Genomic DNA, 17,805 nt, shown 5'->3' with positions numbered 1-17,805 from the left:
ATGCGGGGATGGGCCGGGGCGCTTGCCGCGCGCCGGGCGATGTCATGGGGGTCGCGGGTGGCACCGGGCCGCCGAAGGGGGCTCTGCCCCCCGCGCTTGCGCGCGCCCCCCGGGAGTATTTGGGAAACGGTGAAAGGCAGGGAGCGCCGCTGCCTTCCGCCGCCTCCCCCCGGTCAGGCCGCGCCCTGCTGCGGGCGCATGTCGGCCGGGTCGATGCCGGCCACAACCACCGGCTTCTTCATCGCGTCGCGGCGGAAGGGCTCGCCCAGTTCCTGGTTCAAGAGCACCTCGATGAAGGTGGTCTCGCGGTTCTTCATCTGCCGCTCGACCGCATCGTGCAGCGCCGCGGTCAGTTCGTCCTGGCTCTTCACCTGCACGCCCCGCAGCCCGCAGGCCTCGGCGATCTTGGCATAGGAGGTGTCGCGGTCCAGTTCCGTGCCGACGAAATTGTTGTCGTACCACAGCGTCGTGTTGCGCTTTTCCGCCCCCCATTGGTAGTTGCGGAAGATCACCATGGTGATCGCCGGCCAATCGTCGCGGCCGCAGGCGGTCATCTCGTTCATCGAGATGCCGAAGGCGCCGTCGCCGGCAAAGCCGATCACCGGCACGTCGGGATTGCCGATCTTGGCGCCCAGGATCGCCGGGAAGCCGTAGCCGCAGGGGCCGAACAGCCCCGGCGCCAGGTATTTCCGCCCCGCCTCGAAACTGGGATAGGCGTTGCCGATGGCGCAGTTGTTGCCGATGTCCGAACTGACGATGGCCTCCTGCGGCACCGCCTGCATGATCGCCCGCCAGGCCTGGCGCGGGCTCATCAGCCCGGCGTCGCGCTTGCGCGCATCCGCGTTCCAGACCGTGCCGGGATCGTCCTCCTCGTGGTCGAGGCTCGACAGTTCCTGCGCCCAGCGGGATTTGGTCTGCGCGACCAGCGCCTTGCGCTCGGCGCGGCCGGCATCGCCCGCCATGGGGGCGAGCTGCGCCAGGATCCCCCGCGCCACCTTGGCCGCGTCGCCCTGGATGCCGACGGTGACCTTCTTGGTCAACCCGATGCGGTCGGCGTTGATGTCGACCTGGATGATCTTCGCCTCTTTGGGCCAATAGTCGATGCCATAGCCCGGCAGGGTCGAGAACGGGTTGAGCCGCGTCCCCAGCGCCAGCACCACATCGGCCTTGGCGATGATCTCCATCGCCGCCTTCGAACCGTTATAGCCCAAGGGGCCCATGGCCAGCGGATGCGAGCCGGGGAAGCTGTCATTGTGCTGGTAGTTCGAGCACACCGGCGCATCCAGCCGCTCGGCCAGCCGGACCAGATCCGGGATGGCGCCCGACAGCACCACGCCGGCGCCCGACAGGATCACCGGGAACTGCGCCTCGCTGAGCAGCCTGGCCGCCTCGGTCACCGCCTGCTCGCCGCCCGCGGGACGCTCGAAACCCACGACCTGCGGCAGTTCCACGTCGATGACCTGGGTCCAGAAGTCGCGCGGGATGTTGATCTGCGCCGGGGCCGAGTTGCGCCAGGCCTGCATGATCACCCGGTTCAAGACCTCGGGGATGCGCGAGGCGTCGCGCACCTCTTCCTGGTAGCAGACGCAATCGGCGAAGATGCGCATCTGCTCCATCTCCTGGAAACCGCCCTGGCCGATGGTGCGGTTCGCCGCCTGCGGCGTGACCAGCAGCAGGGGCGTGTGGTTCCAGTAGGCGGTCTTGACCGGCGTCACGAAGCCGGTCACGCCGGGGCCGTTCTGCGCGATCGCCATCGACATCTTGCCGGTCGAGCGGGTGAACCCGTCCGCCATCATCCCGGCATTCGTCTCGTGCGCGCAGTCCCAGAAGGTGATGCCCGCCTTGGGGAACAGGTCGGACACCGGCATCATCGCCGAGCCGATGATCCCGAAGGCATGCTCGATCCCGTGCAGCTGGAGGGTTTTGACGAAAGCTTCCTCGGTGGTCATTTTCATGGCGATGGCTCCTTATTTGCGCTCGTCGCGGAAGTGATAGAGTTTGTAGAGGCCCCATTGGCCGAGGCGCCGGAACGGCGTCCGCCAGCCCTCATGCGGCAGTTCGGTGTTGAAGATCGGCAGGTCGGGCACCGCCTCGCCGGCGACCAGCTGCGCCATGCGCCGCCCGGCCATGGCGGAATACATCACGCCGTTGCCGCCGTAGCCCAAGGCGTAGAAGGCGCCGGGCAGGTCCGGCAGGCCGGTGATGCGCGGCATCATGTCGTGGCTGACATCCACCCAGCCCCACCAGCTGTAGTCCAGCGCGATGCCGCGCAGGGCCGGGAACTTGCGGGCCATCCCCTCGCGCAGCGCGTCCAGATGCGCCGGGTTCGCGGCATCGCGGCCGGTAATCGCGGCGCGCGAGCCGATCTGCAGCCGGTTGTCGGGCAGCAGCCGGTAGTAATGCCGCAGCGTCCGGGTATCGGTCAGCGGCGAGCGTTTTTGGATGCCGACCGCTTCCAGTTCGTCGGGCGTCAGCACGCGGGTAACGATGCTGTTCGACATGATCGGCATCAGCCGGTCCCGAAGCCGCGGATGCAGGCTGCGCGGCGCATAGGCCGCCGTCGCCACCGCCACCCGCTTGGCGCGCACCGTGCCGCCCGGCGTGCGCAGGTGATGCAGGCCGTTCCGGTAGTCCCAGCCCTGCACCGGGCTGTCGACATGCACCCTGGCGCCCAGTTCGCGGACGACGCGCAGATAGCCGAAGGCCAGTTTCGCGGCATGGATACCGACGCCGTCCGCCTCCCACATGGCGCCATGCGCCTCGTGGTCGCGCACCACCTCGGCATGCAGCTCGTCGCGCGAGATCATGCGGGCATCGTAGCCGAAGGTGTCGCGCAGCAGCGCCGCCTCGCTTTCCAGGGCCGGCAGCACGCTGGCCTTGTGGGCGATATAGTAATGCCCGCCATCCTGCGGATCGCAGTCGATCGCATGGTCGCGGATCAGGCCGCGGAACAGATCGAAGGCCTCGCAGACCTCGGCATGCAGGCGCTTCGCCACCTCGAGGCCCCAGCGTTCGATCCACTGGCTGCGCTTGAGCCGGCCCGAGCTGATCTGGGCCTGGCCGCCGTTGCGGGTCGAGCAGCCATAGGCGACGCCGTTCGCTTCCAGCACCACGGCCTTGATGCCGTGCATCTTGGCCAGGTGGAGCGCGCAGGACAGGCCCGTATAGCCCGAGCCGATCACCACCACATCTGCATCCATGTCGCCCGTGACCGGGCCGTCATCCGGCGGCGGGGTGCCGGCGGTGCCGATCCAGTAGGTCGGCGCGTAATCGCTGCGCGGGCCCAGGCTGCGGGCCGTGATGGGGTCGTAGAACGGGTCGTAGGGCTGGGCGCCCGCTCGTTTCTCGATCGCCTGCATGGCGGGCCTCATTTCTCGACAAGGGCGGGTGCAGAGGCGGGGATGGCCGGGCGTTGCTTGCGGATCGCCTGCTTCTCGACGATCCGGCCGCCCGCGATGCGGAACAGGTCCACGCCCTGCACCTCGGTCCGGCTGCCGTCCGGGTTGGTGGCGCGGAAGGTCCATTGCGAGACGCCGCGCGTGCCGTCCTCGGACAGGAAATGCGTGTGGTCGGCCCATTCGACGTCCGGCATCGTGGTCCAGACCGCCTCGAAGGCCCTGGCGATGGCCGCCTTGCCCTCGACCTTGTTGCCGTATTCATGCTCGCCGGCGACGGTGTAGAACACGCAGTCCTCGGCGAAATGGGTCATCACGCCGTCGATGTCGTGGCGGTTGAAGGCGTCGAAGGTGGCCTTCAGGTCGTCGGCGGTCAGTTTGCGGGTCATCGGTGGATACTCCTTTCCCGGTCGGCGGCGCGCAGGCGCGCCTCCGGGACGTTTGCGGTGAATGGTGGCGGGTCAGGTCCGGGGCGGGATCAGACCTTGCCCTTCCAGGGGATCAGTGCCCGCTCGATGCGGCGGATCAGCAGGTCGAAGGCAAAGGCGAGGATACCGATCACGATGATCCCCATGATCACGGCGTCGCTGGCCAGGTATTCGGCCGAGTTCAGCACCATGAAGCCCAGGCCGCGATGGGCGGCGACCATCTCGGCCGCGACCAGCGTCGTCCAGCCCACGCCGATGCCGATGCGCATGCCGGTAAAGATCTCGGGCAGCGCGGCCTTGAGGATGACGTGGAAGATCACCTGCAGCTTGCTGGCGCCCATGGCGTAGGCGGCATGGATCTGCTCGATCGAGACCGAGCGCACGCCGGCGCGCGCCGCGATGGCCATGGGGGCAAAGATCGCCAGGAAGATCAGAAAGACCTTGGGAAACTCGCCGATGCCCAGCCAGATGATGATCAGCGGCAGATAGGCCAGGGGCGGCAGCGGGCGGTAGAACTCGATGACCGGATCCAGCAGGCCGCGGATCACCCGGTTCACCCCCATCAGGATGCCGACCGGCACCGCGATGGCCAGCGCCAGGAAGAAGGCGCCCAGCACCCGGCCGAGGCTGGCCAGCGTGTGCTGGGCCAGGGTCGAGTTCGACACGCCCTCGGTCGCGGCCAGCACGAACTTGCCCCAGACCGCGGCGGGCGAGGGCAGGAACAGCGGCCTGACCCAGCCCATGCCGGTGACCAGGAACCACAGCGCGATCAGCGCGACCGCCGTGGCCAGGCTGATAAGCGCGCTGGAGCCGTCGCCGGGGGCGCCATAGGATACGCCGGGCCGGGCCGGGCGTGCTTTCGTCAGCCGGTCAAGCATGGATCTTTTCCCGCTCGCCGGCGCGTTCGTCGCCATAGATGATGCCAAGGATCTGCTCCCTCATCTCGATGAAATCGGGGCTGGACTTGATGGCGCGGGCATTGCCCTCGGCCAGGAAGCGGCGGTTGAAGTCCAGCTCGTAGGTGTGGGTGATGCGGCCCGGCCGCGGCGACATGACGATCAGCCGCGAGCCGAGAAACAGCGCCTCCTCGACGCTGTGGGTGATGAAGAAATACATCTTGTCGGTCTGCTGCCAGATCTGAAGCAGCAGTTCCTGCACCGTCTCGCGGGTCAGCGCGTCCAGCGCCGCCATCGGCTCGTCCATCAAGAGCATGGCCGGGTCGCAGGTCAGGGCGCGGGCGATGCCGACGCGCTGCTGCATGCCGCCCGAGAGGTGATAGATCATGTGCTTGTGGAAATCCTGCAACCCGACCAGCGCCAGGTTTTTCACCGCGCGCTCGCGCCGCGTCCTGGCGTCCACGCCCTGCAGCTTCAGGCCGAACTCGACATTGTCGATCACGTTCAGCCAGGGCAGCAGCGCGTGTTTCTGGAACACCACGCCACGGTCGGCACCGGGGCCGGTGACCGGCCGCCCGCCCAGGGTGATCTGCCCGGCCGAGGGCGCCATGAACCCGGCCATCAGGTTCAGAAGCGTGGTCTTGCCGCAGCCCGAGGCGCCCAGCGCCACGACGAAATCGCCGCTCTTGACCTCTAGGTTCACGCCTTTCAGCGCGGTGACCGGGGCACCCTTGTGGTGGCCGGGGTAGATCAGGCTGACGTCGGAAACTTTCAATGTCTGCATATCAGCGGTCTTTCCGAGAAAGGGGTTACAGGCAGGCGGGATGCGGCCCCGAGGGGGCCGGCCGCCTATTGTGCCGCGGCCTGGGCGAAGCTCGGGTTCACGAAAGGCGCGTAATCCTCCAGCGCGGCGTCGATCTGCTTCTGCTCGACCAGGAAGCGGGCGCTTTCGCCCAGCGCGCGGACCGCGCCGCCGGTCAGCCAGGTCTCGGATGCCTGCTCGGCCGCGTCGGGAAAGGACAGCATGTTCAGCGCCTCGATCGTGCCGGCGGCATCGCCACCGATGGTCTTGACGATGCCTGCGACCTGCGGCGAATCCTCGGTCCAGGCCGCCTTGTCGGCGTTGTAATCGGCATAGGCCCCGGCCAGCGCCCTGGTAAAGGCGGCCATGAACTCCGGGTTCTCGGCGGCGAATTTCTTGTCCGCCACCAGCCCGTCGAAGGTCGGCACGCTGGCCGCGCCGATCTGTTCGCTGTCGGCGATCACCGTGCCTTCCTTCATCAGCTCGGTCAGCACCGGCGGCCAGACATAGGCGGCATCGATGTCGCCGCGCTGCCAGGCGGCCAGGATCTGCGGCGGCTTCATGTTCAGGATGTTGACGCCGCGCGGGTCGATCTTCCAGACTTGGTCCATGCCGACGAGCAGGTGGAAATGCGCGGTCGAGACGAAGGGCACGGCGACCTTCTTGCCGGTCAGATCCCCCGGCGCCTCGATGCCCGAGCCGTTGCGGGCGACCAGCGCCTCGGACTTGCCGATATTGTCGAGGATCCAGAACAGCTCGAACTCCACCCCCCGCGTCGCCGCGGCGGCGATCCCGGTCGAGCCGATCACCCCCACCGGCACGTTGCCCGAGGCCAGCGCGGTCGAGATGTCGCCCCCGGACGAGAACTGCCGCCAGTCGATCTTGTAGCCCGCCTCCTTGGCGGCGGCGTCCAGCCGGCCGTCGGCGATGGCGGCGATGAAGGGGCCGACGATCTGCTGGTAGCCCACGACCACGGTGGTCTCGGCATGGGCCGGGGCCAGGCCGAGGCCGGCGCCAAGCGTCATCGCGGCCAGGAAGATTCCGGCCCGGTTCATATTGGTCATTGTCGTGACTCCCTGTCTTTCGATTGTTGGTCTTCCGACGCGGCCGAGCCCTTGGGCTCAGCCCTTTCTCTGTTGGCTTGCAGCTCTGCATGGCTGCTTCTTGCGACAAAATGTTGCAGGTGGCGGGGCACAACGATATGTCCAGATGAGCGACCGGATTCCCGTCGAGATGTTCTTCCTGCGCGACAGCGAGGCAGGGACGCTGCAAGCGCGGCTGGCGGCGGCCATCGTGCGGGCAATCCTGGAAACCCGCGCACGGCCTGGCACCCGGCTGCCCTCGTCGCGGGGTCTGGCCGAAACGCTGGGCATCTCGCGCATGACGGTGACGCTGGTCTATCAGGAACTGATCAGCCAGGGCTATCTGGAGACGCGGCCGCGCTCCGGCGTCATGGTCGCCGCCACCGTGCCGCACCGCCGGCTGAAGGTGCAGGAACCGCTGCCGCATGAAACCGCGCTCGACTGGGACAGCTGGCTTGCGGGCGAGCTGCCGCGCCAGCGGGTGATCCGCAAGCCGGCGAACTGGCGCGATTTCCGCTATCCCTTCATCTACGGGCAAAGCGACCCGGCGCTGTTTGACCACAACGCCTGGCGCGACTGCGCCCGCCGGGCCTGGGGGACGCGGGATTTCGGCGAGCTGGCCTCGGATCTCTATGGCGCCGACGACCCGATGCTGATCGACTATATCTGCTCGCATTCCCTGCCCCGACGCGGCATCCAGGCCGAGCCGGACGAGGTGCTGGTGACGCTGGGCGCGCAGAACGCGCTCTTCATCACCGTCGAGCTTCTGGCGCGCGGCGACCGGCTGGCGGTGACCGAGGATCCGGGCTATCCCGATTTCGCCGAAACCCTGCGCCGCGCCCACAGCCCGACCACCTTCCTCGACGTGGACGAGGGCGGGCTGAACCCCGAGCTGCTGCCGCAGGGCACGCGGCTGGTGATCGTGACGCCCAGCCACAACATCCCGACCGGCGCCACCATGCCGCTGGCGCGGCGCCGCGACCTGCTGGCCCGCGCCGCCGCGCATGACTTCCTGATCGTCGAGGACGATTACGATTTCGAGATGTCCTATCTCGCGCCCCCCGCGCCGGCGCTGAAATCGCTCGACCGCTCGGGGCGGGTGATCTATGTCGGCAGCTTCTCGAAATCGCTGTTTCCGGGGCTGCGCATCGGCTACATGGTGGCGCCGGCGCCCTTCATCGCGCGGGCCCGCGCGCTGCGCGCCATCATGCTGCGCCACCCGCCGAACCATCTGCAAAGGATCACCGCCTATTTCCTGGCGCTCGGCCATTACGACGCACATATCGTGCGGCTGCGCGGCGCGCTGAAACGCCGCCGCGCGCTGATGNTCCCTCCCCCCCCCCCCCCCGCTGCGCGCCATCATGCTGCGCCACCCGCCGAACCATCTGCAAAGGATCACCGCCTATTTCCTGGCGCTCGGCCATTACGACGCACATATCGTGCGGCTGCGCGGCGCGCTGAAACGCCGCCGCGCGCTGATGGAGCAGGCGCTGGCGGCCACCGGGCTGCGCATCGCCGGGGCGGCGCGCTCGGGCGGATCGAGCCTGTGGGTCGAGGGACCGGCCGGCATCGACAGCACCGTCCTGGCCGCAAGGCTGCAAGAGGACAGCGTGCTGATCGAACCGGGCGAAGTCTTTTTCGAAACCCCGCCGCAGCCCTGCGCCTTCTTCCGGCTGGGCTATTCCTCGATCCGCGAGGACGACATCGCGCCGGGCATCGCCCTGATCGCCCGCCGGACCCGCGAGCTGGCCGCGGAACAGGCCGGCTGACCGCCTGTTCCGCAGGCAGATGTCGCGGCCGCTGCAGGGCTGGGGGCTTTGCCCCCGCGCGTTCCGCGCTCCCCCAGGATATTTGGACATGGAAGAAGCCGGGGCGCGACATCCCGCCGCCCAGTTCTTTCTTGCATAAATATCCTGCGGGGGTCCGGGGGCGCAAAGCCCCCGGCTGCGGTGCCGGCCAAGCCGTACAAGGCCAATCCCCTCTGCCGGGCAGCAGGGTTGCGGCAAATCGTCCGCCGCGCTTCCGTCTTGCGCAACCGCCGGCCCATCCACCGCAAAAACCCGCAAAACCTGCGCCCTTGCGCCTTGCCGGGACGGAATGATAGACCCGAAGGCAAGTTTGGCGCGGGCCTTGCCCGGCAGCAGCCACAGCAGATAACGCAACGTCGGATCAGGGGAACCCACACGCATGACGATGACACGGACCAGCTTTGACAAGGAAGATCTGCTGGCCTGCGCCCGTGGCGAGTTGTTCGGCCCCGGAAATGCCCAATTGCCCGAGCCGCCGATGCTGATGATGGACCGCATCACCGAGATTTCCGCCGATGCCGGCCCGCATGGCAAGGGCCATGTCGTCGCCGAATTCGACATCCGTCCCGACCTGTGGTTCTTTGCCTGCCATTTCCCCGGCAATCCGATCATGCCCGGCTGCCTGGGCCTTGACGGGCTGTGGCAGCTGACCGGCTTCAACCTGGGCTGGCGCGGCTGGCAGGGGCGCGGCTACGCGCTCGGCGTGGGCGAGGTCAAGCTGACCGGCATGGTCCGGCCCGACCGCAGGCTCTTGCGCTATTTCGTCGATTTCACCAAGGCGGTCCAGACCCGTCGCCTGACCATGGGCGTCGCCGACGGCCGTGTCGAGGCCGACGGCGAAACCATCTACGAGGTCAAGGACATGAAGGTTGCCCTGTCGGCCGCCTGACACATGAACAAGGAGCACGCCATGCGCCGTGTCGTCATCACCGGGCTGGGCATCGTCTCTCCCATCGGCAACAATGCCACCGAGGTCACCGAAAGCCTGCGCGCCGGCCGCTCGGGCATCGTCTTCGCCCCCGAATATGCCGAGCGCGGTTTTCGCAGCCAGGTCCACGGCATGCCGCAGATCGTGCTCGAGGACCATGTCGACAAGCGCAACCTGCGCTTCATGGGCGCGGGCGCGGCCTATAACTTCATCGCCATGCAGCAGGCGATCGAGGATGCGGGCCTGGCGCCCGAGGATGTCTCGAACGAACGCTCGGGCCTGGTCATGGGCTCGGGCGGGCCGTCGACCGCCAACCTGTTCGAGGCGCATCGCACCGTGATCGAGAAGGGCGCGCCCAAGCGCATGGGCCCCTTCATGGTCACGCGCTGCATGTCCTCGACCAATTCGGCCTGCCTGGCCACGCCCTTCAGGATCAAGGGCGTGAACTATTCGATCACCTCGGCCTGCTCGACCTCGGCGCATTGCATCGGCAACGGGACCGAGCTGATCCAGATGGGCAAGCAGGACATTGTCTTCGCCGGCGGCGGCGAGGAGCTGGACTGGACGCTCAGCTGCCTCTTCGATGCCATGGGGGCGATGTCATCCAAGTATAACGACACGCCCCAGACCGCCTCGCGGCCCTTCGACGCGACCCGCGACGGTTTCGTCATCGCCGGCGGCGCCGGCGTGGTGGTGCTGGAGGAACTGGGCCACGCCCTGGCCCGCGGCGCCCGCATCTATGCCGAGGTGACCGGCTATGGCGCGACCAGCGACGGCTATGACATGGTCGCGCCTTCCGGCGAGGGCGGCGAGCGCTCGATGCGGCTGGCGCTGTCCACCCTGCCCGAGGGGCGGCGCGTCAGCTATGTCAATGCGCATGGCACCTCGACCCCGGTGGGCGACGTGGGCGAGATCAAGGCGCTGCGCCGGGTCTTCGGCGAGGGCGCGGTGCCGCCGGTGTCGTCGACCAAGTCGCTGACCGGGCATTCGCTGGGCGCGACCGGCGTGCATGAGGCGATCTATTCGCTCTTGATGATGCAGCAGGGCTTCATCGCCGCCTCGGCCAACATCACCGAGCTGGACCCCGAGATCCGCCCCGAGGAGATCGCGCAGACGCGCATGGATGATGTCGATTTCGATAGCGTCCTTTCCAACAGTTTCGGTTTTGGCGGCACCAATGCCACGCTGGTCATGTCGAAATACCGCGAATAAACCAAGAAAAGGTTAAGCCATGGGCGAATTGATGAAAGGCAAACGCGGCCTGGTGATGGGGGTCGCGAATGACCGCTCGATCGCTTGGGGGATTGCGAAGGCGCTGGCGGATCAGGGCGCGGAACTGGCCTTTTCCTATCAGGGCGAGGCTTTCGGCAAACGGGTCGCGCCGCTGGCGCAATCGCTGGGCTCGGACTTCCTGATGGATGTCGACGTGCTGGACGACGACTCGCTCGACCGCGCCTTTGCGGCGATCCGGTCGCGCTGGGGCGGGCTGGATTTCCTGGTCCATGCCATAGCCTATTCCGACAAGAACGAGCTGACCGGGCGCTTCATCGATACGACCCGCGACAATTTCAAGAATTCCTTGACGATTTCCTGCTATTCGCTGATCGACCTGGCCCGGCGGGCGCAGCCCCTGATGACGCATGGCGGCTCGATCATCACGCTGACCTATGCCGGTTCGAACCGGGTCACGCCGTTCTACAACGTCATGGGGGTGGCAAAGGCCGCGCTGGAATCCTCGGTCCGCTACCTGGCCAACGACCTGGGCCCCGAGGGGATTCGCGTCAATGCGATCAGCCCCGGCCCGATGAAGACCCTGGCCGGCGCGGCCATCGGCGGCGCCCGCAAGACCTATCGCCATACCGAGGCGAACGCGCCCATGCGCGCCAATGCCACGCTGGAGGCCATCGGCGGCACGGCGGTCTGGCTGTGTTCGGACTGGGGCGCCTGCACCACGGGCGAGATCGTGCTGGTCGATGGCGGCTATCATGTGCTGGGCATGCCGCAATCGGAAAACCTGTGATGCCCGTCCGCTTCTTCCGGGCCGAGGACGGCGCCCGGCTGGCCTATCGCGACGAGGGCGAGGGCTTGCCGGTCCTGGCCCTGCCGGGGCTGACCCGGACGGGGCGGGATTTCGACTATCTGGTGCCGCATCTGACCGGCGTGCGGCTGATCCGGCCGGATTACCGCGGCCGCGGCGATTCGGACTGGACCGGTGCCGACAGCTATACCGTCCCGCAAGAGGCGCGGGACGCGCTGGCGCTGCTGGATCACCTGGGCATCGCGCGGGCGGCGGTGCTGGGTACCTCGCGCGGGGGGCTCATCGGCATGCTGCTGGCCGCGACGGCGCGCGACCGGCTCCTGGGCCTGTGCCTGAACGATGTCGGCCCGGTCCTGCAGCGCAGCGGGCTGGAGCGGATCTTCGACTATGTCGGCCGGAACCCGGCCGCGAAAAGCCTGGAGGACATGGCGCAGCGCCTGCCCGCGCTCATGCCCGGCTTTGCCGGCGTGCCGGCAAGCCGATGGCTTGAGGAAGCCCGGCACCATTACGTCGAGACGCCCGCCGGCCTGCGCATCAATTACGACCCTGCCCTGCGCGATGCGTTCCTGGCCGCCTTCGACGGACCCGAGATCGATCTGTGGCCGCTGTTCGACGCCACGCAGGGGCTGCCCCTGGCGCTGGTCCGCGGCGCCAATTCGGACTTGCTGTCGCATGATACCGCGATCGAGATGCAATGCCGGCAGCCGGGGATCATCCTGGCCGAGGTGCCCGGCCGCGCGCATGTCCCCTTCCTGGACGAGCCCGAATCGCTGGCCGCGATTCGGGGCTGGCTTGCCGCCATGCGGCAGGACCACCCGCCGGCCGCGCAATTTCCGGCATGACCGAAAAGCCCGCGGCGGTTTGGGCGGGGCGGCCCTGCGCCCAGGGCACCGGCCCTTTCTGCGGCTGGGCCATGGCAGGCCCGGCAAGGCCGCGCGCCGCCAGCGTCTCGACCTCGGGCCAGAGGGCCGAGCTATGCACGCAACCGTCGACGGCCAGCGCCGCCAGCCCCGGCTTGTCGGCCCGTCCGGCCAGCACCGGCAGGCCCAGCTTGAAGGCGGCGGGGGAAAAGCCGGCGCCGGCCTCGACCCGGATCACGGCGCTGCCCTCGTCGATCAGCTCCGGCCGCGCATCGGGCGAGACCTTGCCGGTCGCCAGGGTGCGCAGGCAGTCTTCGATGCGATAGATGTCATGCGATTTCGCGCCGTCGCGTTCGGCGGCGGTGATGATGCGGGCGATGGCATCGGCCTGCTGGGCGTGGAAGCCGGCGCGCGTGAACAGCGATTCGACCGTCCGGCCAAACTCGGCCACCGTCACCGTCGTCCCGTCGTCCATGCGCCCTTTCCCTGGCTGATGCCCGCCAGAAAACCGGGCTTTCCGGCCTGGGCCAAGCGTTCAGGCCGGATCGCCGCCACCCGGACGGCGCCGGCCGATGCCGCGGTCCCGCCAAGCCACGGCCATCGCGCGCCAGGGCAGCAGCCCGGCGGGCAGTCGGGCATGGCGCGCGGGCGACGGCTCGGCTAAAGCGACGCAAAAGGGAGGGCGCATGGATCTGAAATGGCTTGAGGACTTCCTGAGCCTGGCCGAGACGCACAGCTTCTCGCGCTCGGCCGAGCTGCGCGGCGTCACGCAGAGCGCCTTCAGCCGCCGCATCCGCGCGCTGGAGGAATGGCTCGGCACCGACCTGCTGTCGCGCGACAGTTATCCGGTGACGCTGACGCCCGAGGGCGTGCTGTTTCGCGAAACGGCCGAGGAGGTGGTGCGCATGATCCATGCCCGCCGCGCCGAGTTCCGCGACCATGCCCGCAGCCGCGGCGGCGAGATTTCCTTCGTGGCGCTGCACAGCCTGACCGTGACCTTCCTGCCCGGCTGGCTGATGCGGCTGAAGGCGGCGGCGGGCCAGATGACCAGCCGCGTCAAGCCCGAGAATTTCGACCGCTGCATCGAGGCGCTGACCGAGGGCGGCTATGACTTCTTCCTGACCTATGCCCATCCGCAGGTGAACATCCCGCTGGACCCCTCGGGCTATCCGCATCTGGTGGTGGGCCATGACAGCCTGGTCGCCGTCGCCCGTCCGGGCTGGCCCGAGGAATGGCTGACCGAGGGCATGCCGATGCTGAAATATTCGCGCGGCTCGTTCCTGAACGCCATGGCGCGCATCGCGCTGGCCCAGCCCGGCGCACCCAGGGTCTATGTCGCCCATACCGACGAAGCCAGCATGGCCGAGGCGATGAAAAGCATGGCCGTGGCCGGGCATGGCCTGGTCTGGCTGCCCCGCCGCCTGGTCGAGGCCGAGATCGCGACCGGCCGGCTGGAGGTCGTGGCCCCCGAACTGCCGATGGAGATCCGGCTTTACCGCAATGCCGCGCGCGGGCGCGGCATCACCGGCCGGGTCTGGCAGGCCGCGCGCGAGCTGGGCGAAGGTTATGCAGGATCGGAATAACCCAGCGCGACTTCGCATTGGAAAATACGCGCGATCCTGCCTAAATCTTTGACACACGGGGCGCGCGAACGCCCTGCCATCGCAACAGATCCGACAGAAATGCGCATCGCGCCCGCACCGCCGCCCCGGCGGGCGGCGCGCCTGTGCCCGAGGTGAACATGACCAAGACCCGCATCGAACACGACCTGCTTGGCGACCGCGAGGTGCCTGCCGACGCCTATTGGGGCGTCCACAGCCTGCGCGCCGTCGAGAATTTCCCGATCTCGGGCCGGCCGATCGGCGAAATTCCCGAACTGATCCGCGCCCTGGCCGCGATCAAGCAGGCGGCGGCGCTGGCCAATGCCGATCTGGGGCTGCTCTCGGCCGAGCGCCGCGACGCCATCGTGGCCGCCTGCGAGGAGATCCGCGCCGGCCGGCTGCACGACCAGTTCGTCGTGGACCAGATCCAGGGCGGCGCCGGCACCTCGACCAACATGAATGCCAACGAGGTGATCGCCAACCGTGCGCTGGAGATCATGGGCCATGCCAAGGGCGAGTACCAATACCTGCACCCCAACGAGCATGTGAACATGAGCCAATCGACCAACGACGTCTATCCGACGGCGTTGCGGCTGGCCTCGTGGCGGGGCTTGCAGAACGTGATCGCGGCCCTGGCCTCGCTGCGCGGCGCCTTTGCCGAGAAGGGTGCGGAATTTGCCGAGATCCTGAAAATGGGCCGCACCCAGCTGCAAGAGGCGGTGCCGATGACCCTGGGCCAGGAATTCAACGCCTTCGCCATCACCATCGGCGAGGACGAGTTGCGCCTGGCCGAGGCGGCCGCCCTGATCTGCGAGATCAACCTGGGCGCCACCGCCATCGGCACCGGCATCACCACCCATCCCGACTATGCCGAGCGGGTGCGGGCGCGGCTGGCCGAGATCACGGTGATCCCGGTCGTCACCGCCCCCGACCTGGTCGAGGCGACGCAGGATTGCGGCGCCTTCGTGCAGGTCTCGGGCGTGCTCAAGCGCGTGGCGGTCAAGCTGTCGAAGATCTGCAACGACCTGCGGCTCTTGTCCTCGGGGCCGCGGGCCGGTTTGAACGAGATCAACCTGCCGGCGAAGCAGGCCGGCTCCTCGATCATGCCGGGCAAGGTGAACCCGGTCATCCCCGAGGTGGTCAACCAGGTCGCCTTCGAGGTGATCGGCAACGACATGACCATCACCATGGCCGCCGAGGGCGGGCAGTTGCAGCTGAACGCCTTCGAGCCGGTGATCGCCTACAGCATGTTCCGCTCGGTCAGCCACCTGATCGCGGCATGCAACACGCTGGAGCATAATTGCGTGCGCGGCATCACCGCCAATCGCGACGTGCTGAAGGAAACCGTGCGCCGCTCGATCGGCATCGTCACGGCGCTGAACCCCTATATCGGCTATGCCGCCGCCACCGAGCTTGCGACCGAGGCGCATCTGACCGGCCGCGGCGTCTATGAGCTGGTGCTGGAAAAGGGCCTGCTGCCGAAAGAGCGTCTGGACGCCATCCTGCGCCCCGAAAGCCTGACCAAGCCGCAGCTTTTCGTGAACTAGGGCGGCCGCGGCGGGGTTCCGGCCCCGCCGCTTGGCTCAGCGCAGCCCCTCGCAGAAGGCCCTGATGCGGGCGCAGGCATCCGCCAGCACCGCGTCCGAGGTGGCATAGGAGATGCGGAAATGCGGCGAGAGCCCGAAGGCCGCGCCAAAGACCACCGCCACCCCGGTCTCGTTCAGCAGCGCGGTGGCGAAGGCTTCGTCATCCACGATCTGCGTGCCGCCGGCCGAGGTCTTGCCGATCAGCGCCGCGATCGAGGGATAGACATAGAACGCCCCCTGCGGCACCGGGCAGTCGATGCCGGGACAGGCGCTCAGCCCCGCGACCACCAGGTCGCGGCGGCGCTGGAACACGGCGCGGCTTTCGGCGATGTAGTCCTGCGGCCCCTGCAACGCGGCCAGCGCGGCATATTGGCTGATCGAGCAGGGATTCGAGGTCGATTGCGACTGCAGCTTGGCCATGGCGCGAATCAGTTCCTCGGGGCCGGCGCCATAGCCGATGCGCCAGCCGGTCATCGCATAGGCCTTGCTGACGCCGTTCATGGTCAGGGTGCGCGATTTCAGCCCCGGCTCGACCTGCGCCGGGGTGACGAAGCGGAAATCGTCAAAGACCAGGTGTTCATAGATGTCATCCGCCAGCACCCAGACCTGCGGGTGGCGCATCAGCACCTGGGTCAGGGCGCGCATGTGTTCGACGGCATAGCCCGCGCCGGTGGGGTTCGAGGGCGAATTGAGGATCAGCCATTTCGTCCGCGGCGTGATCGCGGCCTCCAGCTGTTCGGGGGTGATGCGATAGCCGTTCTGCATCGCGCCCTCGACCACCACGGGCGTGCCGCCGGCCAGCAGCACCATGTCCGGGTAGCTGACCCAATAGGGCGCCGGGATGATCACCTCGTCGCCCGGATTCAGCGTCGCCATCAGCGCGTTGTAAAGCACCTGCTTGCCGCCGGTGCCGACCGTCACCTGCGCGGGCGCATAGTCCAGCCCGTTTTCCCGCGCGAACTTGTCGCAGATGGCGCGTTTCAGTTCCGGGATGCCGTCCACCGCGGTATAGCGGGTATGGCCGGCGTCGATGGCGGCCTTGGCCGCCTCGCGGATATGGGCAGGCGTGTCGAAATCGGGCTCGCCGGCGGACAGGCCGATGATGTCCCGCCCCTCGGCCGCAAGCTCGCGGGCGCGGGTGGTGATGGCGATGGTGGGCGAGGGTTTGACGCGGGCGAGCGTCTGCGACAAAAAGCTCATCGAATTCATCCTGCGGCTGGCTGTCCCGTCATAGGGGCGGCGCCGCGGACAGGCAAGCCGGGGGCAAGCGTGGACGAGAACGAAGCAAGGCTGAAGCGGCTGCGGATGCGCAGCTGGCGGCGGGGCACCAAGGAGATGGACCTGATCCTGGGCCCCTTCTCGGACAGCGAGCTTGATGGGCTGAGCCCCGAGGAGCTGGACCTTTACGAGGCGCTGCTGAGCGAAAACGACCAGGATCTGTATCCCTGGATCACCGCCCGGCTGGGCGACGCCCGCCCCGGACCGCAGGCGCTGCTGCCCATCCTGGACCGCGTGGCGGGTTTTGCCCATCAGCGGCTGGCACGGAAATAGGCGCAATTTTAGCAAACTGCACGGCGATTAACCGAAGATTGGCAAATCTGCGCCATGGTGGCGGAAACGAGGCCAAGAACGGAACCCGCTTATGCAACAGCGCAGCTCTGCCCACACGGTGCCGGCCCTGCGGCCCGTGCCGCCGCGGACCAACCGGGCCGACGCCTATCTGGAAAGCCTGCAAATGCTGGAGCGGCTGCATCGGCTTTTGCTGGACCTGGTCAAGGACGAGTTCGAGCGGCTGGGCCGCTCGGACCTGACGCCGGTGCAGGCGCTGCTGATCTACAATCTCGGCACGTCGGAGGTGACGGCGGGCGAGCTGCGTTCGCGCGGGATGTATCAGGGCTCGAACGTCTCCTACAATCTCAAGAAGCTGGTCGAGCTGGGCTATGTCCACCATGAACGCTGCGAGATGGACCGCCGCGCGGTCCGGGTGCGACTGACCCCGGCAGGGCAAGAGGTGCGCGATTGCGTGGCGCGGCTGTTCGCCCGCCATGCCGAAGGGCTGGAACTGTCCGGCGTGCTGGACGACCCGCCGATCGAGGCGGTGAACCTGCAATGGCGCCGGATCGAAAGGTTCTGGGCCGAGCAGATCCGCTACATCTATTGAGGGGTGGGCGGCGTCTTCATCCGAGGATTTCCAGGCGTTTCCGTTTCTGATTCAAGATCGAAAGCCGCAGGCGATCTTGAGCAGGCGAACGTTGACTGACGGGCGATGAGAGCGGATCGGGCCGCTGCTGCCCGGCAAGGCCGGTGCTCGGGGCCGCAGCGGTGCCGACGACCGGCCGTTCACGGACGCGATCCTCTGGCTGGCACGGGGCGCTTCGCCC

The 17,805-nt window shown here is 67.9% G+C and carries 16 protein-coding genes and 2 pseudogenes; 9 read left to right on the top strand and 9 right to left on the bottom strand.

Features of this window, described 5'->3' with window-relative positions; genetic code table 11:
* Positions 1–173: 173 nt before the first annotated feature.
* The 6 genes from xsc to tauA all read right to left on the bottom strand — a co-directional run bounded on the left by xsc (position 174) and on the right by tauA (position 6,585).
* Positions 174–1,955 carry a sulfoacetaldehyde acetyltransferase gene (gene xsc / locus ACDP63_RS20320; RefSeq protein WP_024845516.1) on the bottom strand — a complete coding sequence of 594 codons (1,782 nt, stop codon included), beginning with the start codon at positions 1,953–1,955 and terminating at the stop codon, positions 174–176.
* Between the two features lie 12 nt (positions 1,956–1,967).
* Entirely contained in the window at positions 1,968–3,359 is a 1,392-nt protein-coding gene (locus ACDP63_RS20315; RefSeq protein WP_024845517.1) for an NAD(P)/FAD-dependent oxidoreductase, read from the bottom strand.
* Between the two features lie 8 nt (positions 3,360–3,367).
* A complete protein-coding gene (locus tag ACDP63_RS20310) occupies positions 3,368–3,784 on the bottom strand; it encodes a nuclear transport factor 2 family protein (RefSeq protein ID WP_024845518.1) in 417 nt (138 codons plus the stop codon).
* Positions 3,785–3,873: 89 nt separating this feature from the next.
* The gene (locus ACDP63_RS20305; RefSeq protein ID WP_024845519.1) at positions 3,874–4,701 is read right to left on the bottom strand and encodes an ABC transporter permease subunit; all 828 of its coding nucleotides are present in this window, start codon (positions 4,699–4,701) and stop codon (positions 3,874–3,876) included.
* Positions 4,694–5,503 carry a taurine ABC transporter ATP-binding protein gene (locus ACDP63_RS20300; RefSeq protein WP_024845520.1) on the bottom strand — a complete coding sequence of 270 codons (810 nt, stop codon included), beginning with the start codon at positions 5,501–5,503 and terminating at the stop codon, positions 4,694–4,696. Before ACDP63_RS20300 ends, ACDP63_RS20305 begins: the two co-directional genes overlap by 8 nt.
* A gap of 65 nt (positions 5,504–5,568) precedes the next feature.
* Positions 5,569–6,585, bottom strand: coding sequence for a taurine ABC transporter substrate-binding protein (gene tauA, locus ACDP63_RS20295; protein WP_024845521.1), 1,017 nt, complete (start codon positions 6,583–6,585; stop codon positions 5,569–5,571).
* Between the two features lie 145 nt (positions 6,586–6,730).
* Here tauA and ACDP63_RS20290 point away from each other — a divergent pair.
* The 5 genes and pseudogenes from ACDP63_RS20290 to ACDP63_RS20270 all read left to right on the top strand — a co-directional run.
* A pseudogene (locus ACDP63_RS20290) lies at positions 6,731–7,930 on the top strand (PLP-dependent aminotransferase family protein); the annotation flags it as partial.
* 860 nt (positions 7,931–8,790) lie between these two features.
* On the top strand, positions 8,791–9,300 hold the full coding sequence (fabA, locus tag ACDP63_RS20285) for a bifunctional 3-hydroxydecanoyl-ACP dehydratase/trans-2-decenoyl-ACP isomerase (RefSeq protein WP_024845523.1): 510 nt from the start codon (positions 8,791–8,793) through the stop codon (positions 9,298–9,300).
* Between the two features lie 21 nt (positions 9,301–9,321).
* Positions 9,322–10,551 carry a beta-ketoacyl-ACP synthase I gene (gene fabB / locus ACDP63_RS20280; protein ID WP_024845524.1) on the top strand — a complete coding sequence of 410 codons (1,230 nt, stop codon included), beginning with the start codon at positions 9,322–9,324 and terminating at the stop codon, positions 10,549–10,551.
* Between the two features lie 19 nt (positions 10,552–10,570).
* Positions 10,571–11,359, top strand: a complete 789-nt coding sequence (locus tag ACDP63_RS20275; protein ID WP_024845525.1) for an enoyl-ACP reductase — start codon at positions 10,571–10,573, stop codon at positions 11,357–11,359.
* Positions 11,359–12,219, top strand: a complete 861-nt coding sequence (locus ACDP63_RS20270; protein ID WP_024845526.1) for an alpha/beta fold hydrolase — start codon at positions 11,359–11,361, stop codon at positions 12,217–12,219. Before ACDP63_RS20275 ends, ACDP63_RS20270 begins: the two co-directional genes overlap by 1 nt.
* A gap of 49 nt (positions 12,220–12,268) precedes the next feature.
* On the opposite strand, the pseudogene ACDP63_RS20265 reads toward ACDP63_RS20270, so the two are convergent.
* A pseudogene (locus ACDP63_RS20265) lies at positions 12,269–12,712 on the bottom strand (Ldh family oxidoreductase); the annotation flags it as partial.
* A gap of 211 nt (positions 12,713–12,923) precedes the next feature.
* Here ACDP63_RS20265 and ACDP63_RS20260 point away from each other — a divergent pair.
* Positions 12,924–13,820, top strand: a complete 897-nt coding sequence (locus ACDP63_RS20260) for a LysR family transcriptional regulator (RefSeq protein WP_024845529.1) — start codon at positions 12,924–12,926, stop codon at positions 13,818–13,820.
* Positions 13,821–13,978: 158 nt separating this feature from the next.
* A complete protein-coding gene (gene aspA / locus ACDP63_RS20255; protein WP_028710771.1) occupies positions 13,979–15,385 on the top strand; it encodes an aspartate ammonia-lyase in 1,407 nt (468 codons plus the stop codon).
* A 36-nt stretch (positions 15,386–15,421) separates the two neighbouring features.
* On the opposite strand, the gene ACDP63_RS20250 is transcribed toward aspA, so the two are convergent.
* The gene (locus ACDP63_RS20250; protein ID WP_409928576.1) at positions 15,422–16,624 is read right to left on the bottom strand and encodes a pyridoxal phosphate-dependent aminotransferase; all 1,203 of its coding nucleotides are present in this window, start codon (positions 16,622–16,624) and stop codon (positions 15,422–15,424) included.
* A 105-nt stretch (positions 16,625–16,729) separates the two neighbouring features.
* Between ACDP63_RS20250 and ACDP63_RS20245 the strand changes: the two genes are divergently transcribed.
* Positions 16,730–16,975: a succinate dehydrogenase assembly factor 2 gene (locus tag ACDP63_RS20245; RefSeq protein ID WP_051419801.1), complete on the top strand. Its 246-nt coding sequence runs from the start codon at positions 16,730–16,732 to the stop codon at positions 16,973–16,975.
* A 91-nt stretch (positions 16,976–17,066) separates the two neighbouring features.
* Entirely contained in the window at positions 17,067–17,585 is a 519-nt protein-coding gene (locus tag ACDP63_RS20240) for a MarR family winged helix-turn-helix transcriptional regulator (protein WP_028710773.1), read from the top strand.
* Between the two features lie 16 nt (positions 17,586–17,601).
* On the opposite strand, the gene ACDP63_RS20235 is transcribed toward ACDP63_RS20240, so the two are convergent.
* Positions 17,602–17,805 (bottom strand): hypothetical protein (locus ACDP63_RS20235; RefSeq protein WP_409928575.1); only part of this gene is annotated, 204 nt, incomplete at its 5' end.

Origin of the sequence: Paracoccus sp. P2, assembly GCF_046335115.1 — a bacterium.
GTDB classification, from domain to species: domain Bacteria; phylum Pseudomonadota; class Alphaproteobacteria; order Rhodobacterales; family Rhodobacteraceae; genus Paracoccus; species Paracoccus pantotrophus.
The sequence above is the reverse complement of the archived record's forward strand: the minus strand, read 5'-3'. Positions and strand labels throughout refer to the sequence as shown.

Excerpts from the sequence above, each read along its gene's own strand:
- ACDP63_RS20300 (WP_024845520.1), bottom strand. The coding sequence starts at position 5,503 with ATGCAGACATTGAAAGTTTCCGACGTCAGCCTGATCTACCCCGGCCAC.
- ACDP63_RS20315 (WP_024845517.1), bottom strand. The coding sequence starts at position 3,359 with ATGCAGGCGATCGAGAAACGAGCGGGCGCCCAGCCCTACGACCCGTTC.
- fabB (WP_024845524.1), top strand. The coding sequence starts at position 9,322 with ATGCGCCGTGTCGTCATCACCGGGCTGGGCATCGTCTCTCCCATCGGC.
- ACDP63_RS20305 (WP_024845519.1), bottom strand. The coding sequence starts at position 4,701 with ATGCTTGACCGGCTGACGAAAGCACGCCCGGCCCGGCCCGGCGTATCC.
- ACDP63_RS20270 (WP_024845526.1), top strand. The coding sequence starts at position 11,359 with ATGCCCGTCCGCTTCTTCCGGGCCGAGGACGGCGCCCGGCTGGCCTAT.
- ACDP63_RS20260 (WP_024845529.1), top strand. The coding sequence starts at position 12,924 with ATGGATCTGAAATGGCTTGAGGACTTCCTGAGCCTGGCCGAGACGCAC.
- ACDP63_RS20310 (WP_024845518.1), bottom strand. The coding sequence starts at position 3,784 with ATGACCCGCAAACTGACCGCCGACGACCTGAAGGCCACCTTCGACGCC.
- ACDP63_RS20240 (WP_028710773.1), top strand. The coding sequence starts at position 17,067 with ATGCAACAGCGCAGCTCTGCCCACACGGTGCCGGCCCTGCGGCCCGTG.
- ACDP63_RS20250 (WP_409928576.1), bottom strand. The coding sequence starts at position 16,624 with ATGAGCTTTTTGTCGCAGACGCTCGCCCGCGTCAAACCCTCGCCCACC.
- ACDP63_RS20275 (WP_024845525.1), top strand. The coding sequence starts at position 10,571 with ATGGGCGAATTGATGAAAGGCAAACGCGGCCTGGTGATGGGGGTCGCG.
- ACDP63_RS20245 (WP_051419801.1), top strand. The coding sequence starts at position 16,730 with ATGCGCAGCTGGCGGCGGGGCACCAAGGAGATGGACCTGATCCTGGGC.
- xsc (WP_024845516.1), bottom strand. The coding sequence starts at position 1,955 with ATGAAAATGACCACCGAGGAAGCTTTCGTCAAAACCCTCCAGCTGCAC.
- fabA (WP_024845523.1), top strand. The coding sequence starts at position 8,791 with ATGACGATGACACGGACCAGCTTTGACAAGGAAGATCTGCTGGCCTGC.
- aspA (WP_028710771.1), top strand. The coding sequence starts at position 13,979 with ATGACCAAGACCCGCATCGAACACGACCTGCTTGGCGACCGCGAGGTG.
- tauA (WP_024845521.1), bottom strand. The coding sequence starts at position 6,585 with ATGACCAATATGAACCGGGCCGGAATCTTCCTGGCCGCGATGACGCTT.